Consider the following 14,142-nt stretch of genomic DNA (forward strand, 5'->3'; position numbering starts at 1 on the left):
CACCTCATCCTAGGAAATGCTTTCGAAATATTTTTGCGTAATGTCGATTCACGATGACCACTTCACCGTTTTCCAAGGTTGCTTCAAATCGTCCATTCAATAACGCACGCACACTTTCTATTTTGGATGTATTGACCATCATATGTTTGCTGACTCGTAGAAATCGCGTGTTTTTCAATTGATTCTCAAATTCATAAAGCTTCAGTTCGCTTTCATAGACGTCTTCTTGTGTGTATAAAAAGGATGCATTGTCCACTGTCTCGATATATAGAACATCACTGGATTGTATCGAATACACAGCGCCATCTTTTGTAACGGTAAAGCTATACATCATTTGATTGATCTGCTGGATAAGCCGGGATAAGCGTTCATCCACTTCAGGACATTTAATAGTGATTTCAATCTCCTGAAATTCATTGGATTCTTCAATTTTCAGCCGGATGGTCATCACCTCTAGTTAGTCTTCATGGCTGAATCGTATCACGCTCATGAAAATCGAACAATAGCTTTTACAGTGACCTGCATATAGAGGGGGCTTAGTTGCATGAAGAGCTGTTGCGGTTCAAATGAATGGTGAATAATTGGGCATTTCGTAACACTGTAGCTGACGGAAATAACCGCATTATACTGTGTTGGTCCTTCATATTCGTAAGGAGTGGGAGACCTTCTTAAAGTAATGAACTAAGCAAAGAGTTTTATCTAGCGTAAATGTCTAAGAATTTTGTATTTCTCTAGTCACTGTTTTAACTGAAATAGAAAGGTAACGCTATGCAGTTAATCAATCGGCTGTTGAAAGGTAGTCCATTTCGTTATAATTAAGAGAGAAGCAATACATCAGTTCGCAAAGGAGTGAAGCACGATGCAAAGTTATATCGTTATGCAAGGACGTACATACGATGAAGAGAAAGAGTTAGGTGTGCTTTGGTCATTGCAGCAAGACAGTATAGGCAATGTTCATCATTTTTGGGAACGGATGAAAGAAGTGCGTGAAGGAGATCGTATTTTTCATTATGTAAAAGGGGATATGGTCGCCATAAGTGTAGCGAAGACCAGTTACCGCGAGGAGCGAAAGCCGTCTGCGATTCCCTTGCCGGACAGTGAAGACGCCAAAGGGTACTTAGTGGAAGTGGAGTATCACGAACTCGATAACCCATTGACGATTGCGGATTGTTTTCATGAACTTCTACCGCTATTGCCAATTAAATATTCTACATTTCAAGAGAACGGCAATGGCAATCAAGGTTATCTTTATCCGTGCAATGAAGAACTGACTATCAAATTGGTCGAGTTAATAGCGGATTTAAATATTTACGAAATCGATGAAGAGCAACTGGAGTTCGTCATGGGTACCGTTCAGAAGACGGAGCATGATTTTCTCATTCCGGTACTGGCTGAAACCGAATCGGAAACGAAAACGAAAGTGCGGATGGGACATCAGCGATTTCGCCATGAGCTTCTGCAGCTATGGAATGATCAGTGCGCTCTATGCGATATCGAGCTACCGGAATTATTGCAAGCTAGCTATGCTAAACCATGGAAAGATTGCACGAATAACGAGCGCATCGATCCGAACAACGGCATCCTTTTTTGTCGCAATCATGATGCGCTCTATCAAAACGGCTTCATTGCGTTTGACGGAACAGGCAAGATTCATATTTCATCTAGCATTCCTGAAGAGGAGTACGCGAAGTATGGATTGCATAATAAGATGAGAGTGAACCGAACGGAGAAGAACAAGCCGTATTTGAAATGGCATAAGAAGCATATGTTTCAGGAATAGATCTGCCCGCTCTAGTTCCGGTTACATCACTCTACTTCACCGACCGCCTTGCAAAACTTGGTGAGTTTACCCTCTTTTTGTAGTATGATGCATAGAGAGAGTGAATTCGATAACATATTGTGCGGAGGTACGACATGAATTATGGGGATCCGTTAAGGGGTAAAAACATAGAACGTGATACGACGATTTATAATAGTGAAGGTTTTGACAGACGCGGCTTTAATAAGTTTGGTTATGATCGTCATGGGTTTAATGAACAAGGATTTAATGCCAGTGGTTTTGATAAGTATGGCTTTGATGCACAGGGCTTTGACAAAAACGGCTATAATAATCAAGGGTATGACAAAGAAGGATTTAGGGCAACGGGCTATAATAAAGCGGGCTTTGATCGATCGGGTTATGATCGTTATGGTTATGACGCAGACGGCTATAATAAAAGCGGTTATAATGTCCAAGGTTATGACAAAGAAGGCTATAAAGTGGATGGTTTCAATCGACAGGGCTTTCACAAGAATGGCTATAACCGAGACGGGTATGACGTCCATGGCTTCAACCGTGCGGGTTTCAATAAGCAAGGGTATGACAAGTACGGTTTCAATAAGTACGGTGTCAGTGCGCAAGGCTATGGAACGGATGGATTTAATAAGCTAGGTTACGATAAGAACGGTTTTAATCGCCAAGGCTATACTAAATTCGGCTATGACAAAAGAGGATTTAATCGTGATCGCAAGCATATGAACGGTACGATGTATGACGGCAAGGGCTTTGATTATCAAGGCGTTCATTTAAATAACAGTCCGTTTGATGATCATGGCTTTGATCAAGCAGGCTTTGATGCACAAGGCTTCAATAAAAGAGGATACAATCGTGAAGGCTTTACACGCGACGGCGCACATATTAGTGAAAAGACGTATGATGAAGAAGGGTATGATCAGCATGGTTATAATCGTGACGGTTTTGACCGGGCAGGATACGATGCATCGGGCTTAAATTCGCTCGGCTATGATTCGGAAGGTTATGATGCGCAAGGTTTCAATAAACATGGTATAGATCGTGAAGGCTATAATCGTGATGGCTTCAATAAAGCAGGCGTCGATCGAGAAGGTTTCGGGAAGAATGGTCGAAATCGACAAGGCTATGATAAAAAAGGTTTTAATCTACAAGGTTATGATAAGAACGGTTTTAATAAAGAAGGCTACAACCGATTCGGCTATGATCGATATGGTTTTAATCGGGATGGCAAACATGCCAATGGTACGAAATATGATACAAAAGGATTCGACTGCATGGGCTTCACTCCTCAAGGACTCCATCGAAATGGAACGGACCGAGATGATCAGGGGTATGATAAGTCGGGTTATGATGCGGACCGCTATGACCGAAGAGGCTATAACAAACTCGGCTACGATAGACGTGGTTATGATAAATACGGTTATGATAAATCGGGGTTTAGGGCGGATTCGAAATAAAATCCTTGTGTAACATTGATAGAATTTTATAAGTGAAGGTTGTAATCAGTTCAACACCCCAAATTTCAGGTAGAGTTTGGGGTGTTTGTAATTTGTAAAAGATATCTGTACATAAAAATCAAACTGTAAGCCTCTCCGTATAAAAAACATGAGGAGTGTATAAGTGAAGATATTCAAGCTATGTATAGTCGTTTTATTTATAATTTTATTTCCTGATGTGTCATTCGCCGAAGAGAATACTGTGACGAAGATTATCGATCCTTATACTATAGAAGTCAATGACACGTATCGAATTCACCTTTATGGCATCTCTACTAGTATGTTTGAAGAGTACGAAGAGTTTAAAGGGAATTTTGAAAAGGCTCCACTAAAAATACAATCTAAAAAAATAAAAGATGCAGTACTGTATGTGGATGATATAGTAACTTTTGATCAGCAGAATGCTATAAATGAAATTGAAAAGATTCTATTAAACAAAACTATTTATTTGAAGGAAGTTGAAAAGGACGACTATCTCATATCTTTTTCAGCTGATGATGATCTAACTATAAATGAGTTAATTGTTGCGGAAGGTTTAGCTAATATGGCCGACCTGATTAAACCAGAATATAAAATGCGTTTTTTACATGCTGAAAAGACGGCTAAAGATAACAAATCAGGTATTTGGGGCATCCGTTATCAAAGCAATTCGGTAAGCAATTCGGAAGTTATTATAGGGAAAGGAATATATAAAGTATTAGCGATAATTATTATAGTTAACGTGATGTACTTGCTATTTACTATAAAACAGTTATCAAATATTCCAAGTTGGTCAGGACTGTTCTATGGATTCATTTCCTTATTATTTATTCCTTTGCCAGTGATCATAGTAGCGATTCAATATCAAATAGCTGCTAAGATATATTTGGGAATCTGTTTAATTATCATACTAGTTATTTTTTATATTCTATCTAAATTCATATTGAAACACATAGAAATATTGAATATCAAGAAGTTAAGTGCCCTCATAGTAGGATCAGTCCTAGTGGTTATTTCTTATTTTACATTTGTCTATGCTGTATTTGATAATCCACGCATAGTTCATATCTCTCAAAAGGATTTCTTTTCGGGAAAAATATACACTGACGAAAAAGAAGTTATAGGAGATTATATTTCCGTAAATGGCAGGACAGATTACCTCAATGATTTAGGTGATTATCTATATTTAAGTGGCACTACGTTCTTTGGCGGATCGTACGGTGATGTAATTCCTAATGGAAATATACGCTTTATAGTGGTGTTAGAAATGTTTATTGGTTTTTTATTACAACTGCTCTTCTTTAGTATAGTGATCAACCTTATTTACGATAAATTTATCAAAAGTAAAAATATCGTTGAGGAAACGAGTAAGCAAGACGAAAAGGATACAATGGAACGAGAGGATAAAGAGTGCCAAGTCGAAGAAGTACCACTTAAAACAAGTACGAGAGAAAGTCTAGACAGAGAAACAACTAATTTGTCTGCGGTTTTAGCGACGTGTATCGTCTTGTTTCTGGAAATATTTAAAAGCAAAAAAGATTGAACGATCTATATTTAGAATTTTACTAGAGAAAACAAAGCACCCGATACTTCAGTTGAAGTTTCGGGTGTTTTTGATTTAATTCTTACACAAATACTCCTCTAACCACTTCAACGCATCATCCTTGGAGGCAATATCTCCATTTAGTTGACTTACTTCCAGAAGGAGCAAAATCCTCGCGAATGCAGGTCCAGGCTTGAGTCCGGCTTTCATTAAATCGCCACCCGACAAAAGGTTTTGAAGTTGGTTTCGTTTGTACAAATACTCAATGACGGATTCTGGATGCGCTACTTCGTCTGCCACTAGGATAAACAGGATCGCTTCGTCAGAAAAATCGTGAAGGAACAAGTGGTAGTCTCTAGATTGTTCCGCTGCATTCCATTGATCATGCTGCTGCAATGCGTTGATTTCTTCCAACAACTTTTTTCTGTTTTTCCGCAACGTGAATTTCTCTGCAGCATACAAACTATCATTACAATAGAATGGTAGTAAAAAGTAATTAAACCAACTAGGTTTTTCACTGATCTTCAAATTGGAAATCTTTCGTACTTGTTCGTTGTAAAGTTGTTCTAATCTTTCAGCGGTAGCGACGGATGCATCCAACTGTTTTTCGTTTACACCGAATTGTTGCCAAACATTCAGTTCGAACAGGCGTCGAATGACTTCTTGCGGCTTGCCTTCCGTAAATAAACGAATCATCTCTTCGTTAATGCGTTGGGATGATAAGTGAATTACTTTGTCGATCGACTCAAGTGCCAGTTGTTCTGTCTGTTCGTCCATCGAAAATCCGAAACGTTGTTCAAATCGAACCGCTCGAAAAATGCGGGTAGGGTCTTCGACAAAACTCATATTATGAAGGATTTTGATTTTCTTCTCGCGTAGATCGTTCTGTCCGCCAAATGGATCAATCAATTCACCGAATGATTCAGCGTTTAACCGAATGGCCATGGCATTGATTGTAAAATCACGTCGCTGCAAATCATCGCCAAGAACGGATGTCTCGATCTCGGGTAAAGCAGCAGGCTGTTCGTAATATTCAAGTCGAGACGACACGATATCGATCGATAAACCCGATGGTGTATTCCATGTTGCCGTGCCGAAGCTTTCATGTTCCATGACGTCGCCACCATATGTTTCCATCAATCTGTTGGCCAATTCAATTCCATTACCTTCCGCCACAATATCGATGTCATAATTTGGCTTGTCCAATAAAATATCCCGTACAATCCCACCGATTAAATAAACAGGCATGTCGATGTGACTGGCTGTTTCTCCAATGTCTTTCAACTGCTGTAACGCTTCTTCAGATAATTGTTTTTTCATTTTTTCAATAATCTCAGTAGAAGAGAGAGTATTTGTTGCTTTTTTATCTGCCGTCATATCACTGTACAGCACTTGAATAATATTAGAACGCGTCACAATGCCGACGATTTCTCCATTCTCGATGACAGGCAACCGACCGATGTTGTGTGCAATGACGAGTTCCTGAATTTCTTCGAGTGAAGCATCCGGTCCGATTGTGTAGAGTTTAGTTGTCATATACGCTTTGACAGGTGCATGACCAAGTCCATGGTGATTCGCTTTATCGAGATCACGTCTAGTAATGAGACCGACGAGTTTTCCATTTTCAACGACAGGGTAGCCAGAGTGTCCGTAGCGATACATACGACGGCCAGCTTCTTCAATTGTCGTATCGGGAGTTAATATTTTAACGGGAGAAGTCATCAACTCTTTTGCGGTAACTGCTGGGCGTAGTATCGTCTCCATGCTGCTCTGGATATCTTCGAGAATCGCCTCTTTATTTCCTTTTTTCACTGTAGCCGAACCTGCGTGTTGGTGTCCGCCGCCTCCAAGCTTTTTTAGAATAGGTAGTAACGTAATTCGTTCTGAATTCGCACGGCCCACGACGCACACGGTGTTTTTCATTTTAACGACCGTAATGACTGCATCCGTTCCTTTAACGCCTAATACCTTTGTTGTAATTAAGGCCAGGCCGTTGACGAAACTATCCAAGTCATGTGTGCTTACGGCAATCTCCAGACCATCCACTTCATGAATTTCTGTATGTGTAAGTAGCTGATCCAATAAATCTTGCTGTTCGGATGTTAACGTTTCTTCTGCAAAACTACTGACCATTTCGAGGCTCATTCCTTGCTCGAGTAAATAGGCAGCTGCCTTCATGTCCCGAACGGTTGTGTTTGCATATGTAAATTTTCCTGTATCTGTATACAAGCCAAGTCCGAATAATGACGCTTCAAAACTAGAAATGGCTATATTTTGTTTGCGTATTTCTTCAATAAGTAGAGTGACTGCAGCGCCAGTTAATTCCACGTTGCCTTCATCATACGGCACGTCGTTTTCACCTTTTTGATGATGGTCGTAGACGATGATTTTCCGTTTCGATGCATCAAAATCGTCAGGAAGTTTGCCTATTCTAGATAAAGATGCGACATCGACGATAATCATTTCTGTTACTTGTTCCCAGTCCACCCGGGCGCTCGGCACAAAGTCGAAGACATCACGGTACATGTTTAGAAAACGTTGAACGCGGCTTTCGAGCTTATCGGAAATAATGAGCTGTGCGTCGGGATACAATTTTTTTGCTGCAATCATCGAAGCGAGTGCGTCGAAGTCTGTATTGACGTGTGATGTAATAATTTGCACGAGTAGTACCTCCTGTTTGAAAGTGATTTAGTACTATAAATAGAAAAGTAACCACCTTCTACGCTGACCCAGTGGAAGGTGGTTACTTTTTGCGTTCGATTGTGTTTATGGGACTAGTTTATCATCATTGGCCAAAATGTTCAATTGGGCCTAGTATTTGGTACCTGTTTTATCCCATATATACACTATCGCATGTACCGGCTTGGGGTTCATAGAAACAATGATTTTTGAACTGCCCGGTAAACGGTTGCCCGTACCAAGTGGGTGGGCAGGGTGCATATGGATTGAAGTACCATAGCGCATAATGAGCGGGATGGTCTCGCCAGTAAGTTAACGTCTGTTCAGCTAATTTCTTTTCAGATTCCCTTGCACGTTGATAAAACAAGTTCCCTTTTTGTACGGCTTCGAATGAATAATTATTGCCTTGTATTTGGAAGATTACATCGTTTATGGACCGTACATCTTTGAAATCCAAGCAGTCGGCCACTGCACGATTGACAATGACATTTCCGACATAGAGCATTCCTTGATTTCCTTCCGCTTCGGCTTCCGCTCTCATCATTCTAGCCATTAATGCGACATCTGAATCTCGGTATTTGACTCTCGCCATAGTTTTCACCTCATTATAGTGTATGAGAACAAGTGGAAATGATGTTACATTTGGAGAAAAATCGAGAGAAATGCTTTGAAGAAAAAACATGTTTATTGATGAGCTGAAGATAGTTCTATCATCTTGGGTAGTAGGGTGAAGCTTACTAGTCGGGATAGTCGAGAATACGGATTTATATTATATATAGAACAGTTCATTCTTTAAAATAAACGTCAAGGCGAAGGAAGAAATCTATTTCCACCAAGCCTTTGTTTTGAATTATTAGAAAATATAGTAAAGTGGAAACGTTTACTATACAATTGTGATAGAACAGAATGAGGAGGGATGCAGATGAATGTTCCATTGGTTTTGACGCAATTTCTAGATCGTGCGGTTACGTTATATGGAAGTAAGGAAGCGATTTTTGGGGAAGAAGGACGCTCTTTTACATATGCACAGTTAAACGGTCGAGTGAATCAGTTATCACGCGGGTTACGTGACGTGGGTATTGAAAAAGGACATCACGTGGCGTATTTATGTGGCAATTCTATTGAAATGTTGGAAGGATTTTATGGACTCTATCAAGTAGGCGGCGTCATGGTGCCGTTGAATACACGATTGAAGCCTGAGGATTATGTATTCATCTTAAATCATAGTGAGTCGAAGTTATTATTTGTAGACCAGGATTTATATCATCTCATCAAACCGATTGAGCACTCGCTCAATACGGTAGAGAAGATTATTATTCACCATAAAACTGATGATTCGCAAACAGTAGATTATGATATGTGGCTCGAATCATTCTCTACGGCATCTTTTGACCGCGCGGATGTGCAAGAAGAGGATGTGTGTAGTTTACTTTATACGAGTGGCACGACAGGTAATCCAAAAGGCGTTATGCTAACGCATCGGAATAATTATTTGCATGCCATGAGTGCAATGCATCATTTGCGTGTGACCGATCATGATGTTCTCCTTCACGTACTACCGATGTTCCATGTGAACGGCTGGGGGTCACCATTTTATTATACAGCGAACGGCGCTTCTCAAGTATGCTTACGTAAAACATCACCACAGACTATTATCGAAGCGATTGAAAAACACCACGTGACAATCTTGCATATGGCACCGGCTGTATTGAATTTAATCTTCCAGTATTGCGAAGAACATAAGCCGACGTTCACTCATAAGATTCGAGTGATTGTTGCAGGCTCTGCTCCGCCACCGTCGTTCATCTCACGGGTCGAAAAAGAACTTGGATGGGAGTTCATTCAAGTGTACGGCATGACGGAAACATCTCCGTTAAGTTTGTTTTCTACGATTCTCTCAACGGTTCAACAGTTGTCGGGTGAGGAGCAGCTTCAGTTAAAAGCAAAAGCGGGTTATTCGATGATCGGTGTGGATGTTCGTTTACTTGATGACTACGGAGAAGATGTGGTGGCAGACGGTCAGCAAGTAGGTGAAATTGCGGTCCGTAGTCATGGAGTCATGAAAGGGTATTGGAAGAATAAAGAGGCGACTGATGAAGTGTTGCGTGACGGCTATATGATGACGGGGGATATGGGGACGATGGATGAACACGGCTACGTCAATATCGTGGACCGAAAGAAAGACATTGTGATTAGTGGCGGTGAAAATATTTCTTCCATAGAAATTGAAGGGGTGCTCTATGATCATCCTGCTGTTTTAGACGCTGCGGTCATTGCTGTGCCGCATGAGAAGTGGGGAGAGACACCACATGCTTATATCGTATTGCGACGTGGTTCCAAAGCGACCGCGCAAGATATTATTGACTTCACGAGATCAAGGCTAGCACATTTTAAAGCGGTGACAGGTGTGACATTTGTGGAGGAGCTTCCAAAAACAGCGTCAGGAAAGATCTTGAAAGTACAGATCCGAGATGATTACCGAGATAGGCTAGGGGAAAAGGTCGGAAAGTGAATGAACCAAGTGGCGGCATTCTTTCGTTCTACTACGAGCGAAGGAGTGCTTTTTATGATGAAGAACATGAAAAGTCACATTGGATTCTGAACAACAAAGAGAATCTGCAAAAATCTTTCTAAAAAAGTTTGAAACTTTTTAAGGAATCCTCCGTCTATAGGGTGCGCAAATGATAATAGGGGGATTCACATGAAGAAAATATATAGTTGTCTGCTACTACTTGCGAGCTTATTCCTATTTATAATGGGAAATGAAGCCAAGTGGAATTTGAATGAAGTGCCATTGTTCCATGAGCAACCAGCGACAGCTTTTGCAGAAACGATACAAAGTAAACCGTTCATTACAGAAAAAGAATTTGATCAAGTATTGACGCTGACAAACAATCAACCGATTTTTATGAAGCAAGAAAACCTTATCCGAATTGGCGAACTGCAAGCCAATCAAGCAGTTGCTCTCATAGGAGAAGATGAAGAGTATTACGAAATTCGAGTAGGCAAGATGCCGGCATTCATTCGTAAAGGTCAGGCAAAAGTAGAAAAGAACGTGGTGAAAACACCTTTACATACAAAACAACTGGGTGCTGTTAAAACAGCCCAACAAACAGCTGTATATACAGAAGCGAATCTTGAAAGTACTGTTCTCATGCAATTAAGAAAAGGCTATCGCTATCCTGTCATAGAGGAAGAAAGAGACTGGTATGTGATTAAAATAGGTGAACGGGCTGGGTATATCCATAAGCCTTCAGTAGAAATGGATGAAGGTTTACCAGTACTGCTGTATCATCAAGTGCTACCCCGTAAACAAATGAAAACGGAGATTAGTACCGTTTCACTCGAGAACTTTAAAAAGCAGATGGCGTATTTGGCAGATGAGCAATTTACGACATTGACTTCACAACAGCTGTATGATTACTTGGAAGGTCGGCTCATTGTGCCGGAGAAAACATTGATTATTACATTTGATGATGGTTTATTGTCATCCAAAGAATACGCCTATCCTGTCTTGAAACAATACGGCTTTACTTCGTCCCAGCATATTATTTCATCTCGTATGGATCGAGAAAAAGACGGTCCGCTATTTGACGGTGGAGGACTTCTGAAGTATTTGACTGTGGAAGACCTGATCGAACTGAAAGATGTATTTCAGTTCGAAGCCCATACATGTGCATTGCATGAACTAGGTAGAGAAAGTGGAGCAGGCTTAGTATTCGAACATACAGAACAAGAAATCATGGAAGACTTACAGAAGAATTTACAACACGTGCCATCAGCCGTTTCCATCGCCTACCCATATGGACAATATAATGAAGAGTTCATCGCGGCGGCGAAAGATGTAGGGTTACTGATCGGCTATACAACAGTCGAAGGGTATGCTAATAGGGATCAATCCAATTATGAAGTGAACCGCTTTGGCATGACAGAAAAAAGGTCATTTAAGGATTTTGCAACGTATGTTGACGGAGACATGAGATGGCCATAGAAGAGAGTGACTAGCCCAGATGAATGAAATGGATCAAATCATGAATGAGCATTCGCGTTATTTAGTACGTATCGCTTATTTATACGTGAAAAACTGGTCAACTGCGGAAGACGTCGTGCAAGAAGTTTTCGTTACGTATTTCCAGAAGAGTGACCAGTTCCGAAATGAAGCGTCTATTAAAACGTACTTAACTAAAATGACCGCTAATCGTGCAAAAGATTATTTGCGCTCGTGGAAGCATAAAAAAGATGTCGTATTCGAAACCATTTTTGTATCGACCAAAAGCTCAGAAGAACAATTGATTGAACGGGAACAACTGGCATCACTTGAAAAGCACTTGTTCCAATTGCCGCTGAAATACCGCGAGCCATTACTTTTATATTATTATGACGAACAATCGATTGCGGAGATTGCGGAATTTCTTGGGCTCAATGAAAACACCGTCAAGACTCGGTTACGAAGAGCCAAGTTGCAACTCAAGGATTTTTTTGCGGAAGAGGAGGTAGAAACCAATGAATGATTTTAAACAAAAACTGGACCACATGATGGGAGATACAACGGAACAGGAACGTCGAATCAAACAACGGGTACATGAAACGCTTCAACCTTCGCAAAGTAGGCGGTTTTCTTGGCAAGCGCTGCTGGTCACGGCGGCACTACCGGTAGTAGCTTTGTTGTTAGTGTTTAACTTAGTTTCAGATAATCAATTCTCGTCTGATCAAGGTCCAGGAACGCCGTACGACCCACTTGACGATATGGCGATCATTTCTGCTTTACAAAAGAAAGATCAACTTTCAGCTATTGATTACGAAGAATTTTCTTCATTACCCGTAGTAAATAAAGTGGACGGTCTATTATATGTGGATGATGAATCCTTTTCATTGCAGTGGAGTCCGGATACGTATCATCCCGTTATAGAACGTAAGGCAGATCTGTATGATGCTTCGGTCTATGAACTCGGTGATGTAGTACGCACATTTACGAATACGAATAGTCACTTGCCAACGTATACAGGTGTTTATTATGAAGTCGTAGCGGTTCCTGGAGATCGAGTTGTATTGCAAAATGGCAAGTTACACGTCAACGGTCACGAGTTATCCTCCGCATTGATGGATCGGTACAAGGAACAACATGTCACGATTGCTGGCGGGTATGATCAGCTGTTAAACGCTAGGGAATACCTATTATTGAACCATTTTCCGGCAAAAGACACTGTGCAAGGAGCGACGATCACGCCTGTACACAAAATTTATGGTGAACTGATTGGCGTGGCAACGGAAGAAAAAACTGAATCAATCTATATAGATTATCTGACTGACCAACTCAAAAGCGACTATACAGCTGAGCAGTATTTTGATTTATATTTGTACGACCAGCTAACAGGATTGGATAAACTGCCCGAATCCGAGTTCTTCGCACAATCAAGTCGAATTGGAGAACTCTTCCTTGAGGCAGCGTATCGTCGGGCGATTCCGATTGCCGATGACAAAGTAGAAATTCGTTATCAATATGGTCGTAAAGGCGTTGTGGAGCAAGTGTTCACTATGGGAAGGGATACGAGCTCCGGTCAATGGATCGTGGAAAAATAATGTACTGCACTCTGTAAGGGAGGTGATGCAAACATCTTTCACGCAAACCAGGTTGGCACCTGTTCAGCACAAGCCGTCAACCAACCGCTCGCTTATAGAGCCAACCTGGTTTTCACTAGTTAAGAAAATGGGAAGCATTATGGGAGTAAGAAATAGAAAAGATACCAGACCGGCAACTGTTTTACATAAGCCGTCAACCAACCGCTCGCTATATAGAGCCGGTTTGGTGTTTATACATACTGGATGTTATGGATTCGGGACTCGTTCCGTTTGATCAAAAAGGCAAGAATTTCAATATAAAAAATTACAAAGAAGTGCCTAGACTTTCCTCTTTGCTTTGGGAGATGTATGATGAAATACTAAGTGAGAATACTCATACTAGGAGATGATACTATGGCACTCAGTAGAAAAGATTACTTACAGAAAATCATTGGATTACACGAACGCTTAATCATAGCGTCAGAAGAGTACGAAGGCATTTCCGAAGAATTCATTTCAAAAAAACAGCTAGATATACCGGCGATGAAAGAACAATGGTTAGTGAAAGTAGAAGAGTTCAAGCAGATATTAGCTGACATGAATGCGTTGGAAGTTCCAAATGCCTTTGAAACGGAAGGCAATGAATTAAAAGAAGCCTATACCGTATTCGTCGATTGCGTAGAACAGAAGACGGAAAAGTTTAGCGTAGAAGCGATGGAGAGCGGCGAGCTCGATGTCCTTCAGTCGAAAGAACAGCACGCTGCGGAAGATATGGAAGAGTTGATTGAAAGTATGTTTCAGAAATAAGTGATAAAAACATAAAGAAAAGTTTAAACGACAGACAGGCTTTTAATACAGCTCGTCTGTTGTTTTTATTGATGAAAAAATGGAATATAGCAAGTGACTTGCCTTCACTGGAGATAGCTTCAATCCAAAGAATGAAAATTGTCTGACGAGGAGATAGAAATAGTCTATTCAATCGAACGTTTTGCTCTATTCCAAGCGAACGTTTTGCTACCAGCAATAACCTAAGCACTTAAGCAAACTACAAAGAAGATATAGTGGATGTGGAAAATATATTTCCACACCCTGTA

11 protein-coding genes are annotated in these 14,142 nt (G+C 40.7%); 8 read left to right on the forward strand and 3 right to left on the reverse strand.

Features of this window, described 5'->3' with window-relative positions:
• Positions 1-4: 4 nt before the first annotated feature.
• Positions 5-448, reverse strand: coding sequence for a LytTR family DNA-binding domain-containing protein (locus CSV63_RS12125; RefSeq protein ID WP_199203656.1), 444 nt, complete (start codon positions 446-448; stop codon positions 5-7).
• 411 nt (positions 449-859) lie between these two features.
• Between CSV63_RS12125 and CSV63_RS12130 the strand changes: the two genes are divergently transcribed.
• The 3 genes from CSV63_RS12130 to CSV63_RS12150 all read left to right on the forward strand — a co-directional run bounded on the left by CSV63_RS12130 (position 860) and on the right by CSV63_RS12150 (position 4,810).
• Positions 860-1,780, forward strand: coding sequence for an HNH endonuclease (locus CSV63_RS12130; protein WP_099696046.1), 921 nt, complete (start codon positions 860-862; stop codon positions 1,778-1,780).
• Positions 1,781-1,914: 134 nt separating this feature from the next.
• Entirely contained in the window at positions 1,915-3,249 is a 1,335-nt protein-coding gene (locus tag CSV63_RS16660) for a hypothetical protein (RefSeq protein ID WP_199203657.1), read from the forward strand.
• A 163-nt stretch (positions 3,250-3,412) separates the two neighbouring features.
• Entirely contained in the window at positions 3,413-4,810 is a 1,398-nt protein-coding gene (locus CSV63_RS12150; RefSeq protein ID WP_099696047.1) for a thermonuclease family protein, read from the forward strand.
• 75 nt (positions 4,811-4,885) lie between these two features.
• Here CSV63_RS12150 and CSV63_RS12155 read toward each other — a convergent pair whose 3' ends face one another.
• Both CSV63_RS12155 and CSV63_RS12160 read right to left on the reverse strand, forming a co-directional pair.
• Positions 4,886-7,471: a CBS domain-containing protein gene (locus CSV63_RS12155; protein ID WP_099696048.1), complete on the reverse strand. Its 2,586-nt coding sequence runs from the start codon at positions 7,469-7,471 to the stop codon at positions 4,886-4,888.
• A 169-nt stretch (positions 7,472-7,640) separates the two neighbouring features.
• Positions 7,641-8,081, reverse strand: a complete 441-nt coding sequence (locus CSV63_RS12160) for a cell wall hydrolase (RefSeq protein WP_099696049.1) — start codon at positions 8,079-8,081, stop codon at positions 7,641-7,643.
• A gap of 330 nt (positions 8,082-8,411) precedes the next feature.
• On the opposite strand from CSV63_RS12160, the gene CSV63_RS12165 reads away from it, so the two are divergent.
• From CSV63_RS12165 to CSV63_RS12185, 5 genes are all read left to right on the forward strand, one after another.
• The gene (locus CSV63_RS12165; protein ID WP_099696050.1) at positions 8,412-10,001 is read left to right on the forward strand and encodes a long-chain-fatty-acid--CoA ligase; all 1,590 of its coding nucleotides are present in this window, start codon (positions 8,412-8,414) and stop codon (positions 9,999-10,001) included.
• A 189-nt stretch (positions 10,002-10,190) separates the two neighbouring features.
• The gene (locus tag CSV63_RS12170; protein WP_099696051.1) at positions 10,191-11,480 is read left to right on the forward strand and encodes a polysaccharide deacetylase family protein; all 1,290 of its coding nucleotides are present in this window, start codon (positions 10,191-10,193) and stop codon (positions 11,478-11,480) included.
• Positions 11,481-11,499: 19 nt separating this feature from the next.
• Positions 11,500-12,000 carry a sigma-70 family RNA polymerase sigma factor gene (locus CSV63_RS12175; RefSeq protein ID WP_099696052.1) on the forward strand — a complete coding sequence of 167 codons (501 nt, stop codon included), beginning with the start codon at positions 11,500-11,502 and terminating at the stop codon, positions 11,998-12,000.
• On the forward strand, positions 11,993-13,069 hold the full coding sequence (locus CSV63_RS12180) for a S26 family signal peptidase (protein ID WP_099696053.1): 1,077 nt from the start codon (positions 11,993-11,995) through the stop codon (positions 13,067-13,069). Before CSV63_RS12175 ends, CSV63_RS12180 begins: the two co-directional genes overlap by 8 nt.
• A gap of 393 nt (positions 13,070-13,462) precedes the next feature.
• On the forward strand, positions 13,463-13,855 hold the full coding sequence (locus CSV63_RS12185; protein ID WP_099696054.1) for a hypothetical protein: 393 nt from the start codon (positions 13,463-13,465) through the stop codon (positions 13,853-13,855).
• Positions 13,856-14,142: the final 287 nt, after the last annotated feature.

Source organism: Sporosarcina sp. P34 (assembly GCF_002743375.1).
In the GTDB taxonomy this organism is placed as follows: domain Bacteria; phylum Bacillota; class Bacilli; order Bacillales_A; family Planococcaceae; genus Sporosarcina.

What these genes read in the sequence shown, in the direction of transcription:
- CSV63_RS12125 (WP_199203656.1), bottom strand. Translation starts at nt 448, where the DNA reads ATGACCATCCGGCTGAAAATTGAAGAATCCAATGAATTTCAGGAGATT.
- CSV63_RS12130 (WP_099696046.1), top strand. Translation starts at nt 860, where the DNA reads ATGCAAAGTTATATCGTTATGCAAGGACGTACATACGATGAAGAGAAA.
- CSV63_RS16660 (WP_199203657.1), top strand. Translation starts at nt 1,915, where the DNA reads ATGAATTATGGGGATCCGTTAAGGGGTAAAAACATAGAACGTGATACG.
- CSV63_RS12160 (WP_099696049.1), bottom strand. Translation starts at nt 8,081, where the DNA reads ATGGCGAGAGTCAAATACCGAGATTCAGATGTCGCATTAATGGCTAGA.
- CSV63_RS12165 (WP_099696050.1), top strand. Translation starts at nt 8,412, where the DNA reads ATGAATGTTCCATTGGTTTTGACGCAATTTCTAGATCGTGCGGTTACG.
- CSV63_RS12170 (WP_099696051.1), top strand. Translation starts at nt 10,191, where the DNA reads ATGAAGAAAATATATAGTTGTCTGCTACTACTTGCGAGCTTATTCCTA.
- CSV63_RS12175 (WP_099696052.1), top strand. Translation starts at nt 11,500, where the DNA reads ATGAATGAAATGGATCAAATCATGAATGAGCATTCGCGTTATTTAGTA.
- CSV63_RS12180 (WP_099696053.1), top strand. Translation starts at nt 11,993, where the DNA reads ATGAATGATTTTAAACAAAAACTGGACCACATGATGGGAGATACAACG.
- CSV63_RS12185 (WP_099696054.1), top strand. Translation starts at nt 13,463, where the DNA reads ATGGCACTCAGTAGAAAAGATTACTTACAGAAAATCATTGGATTACAC.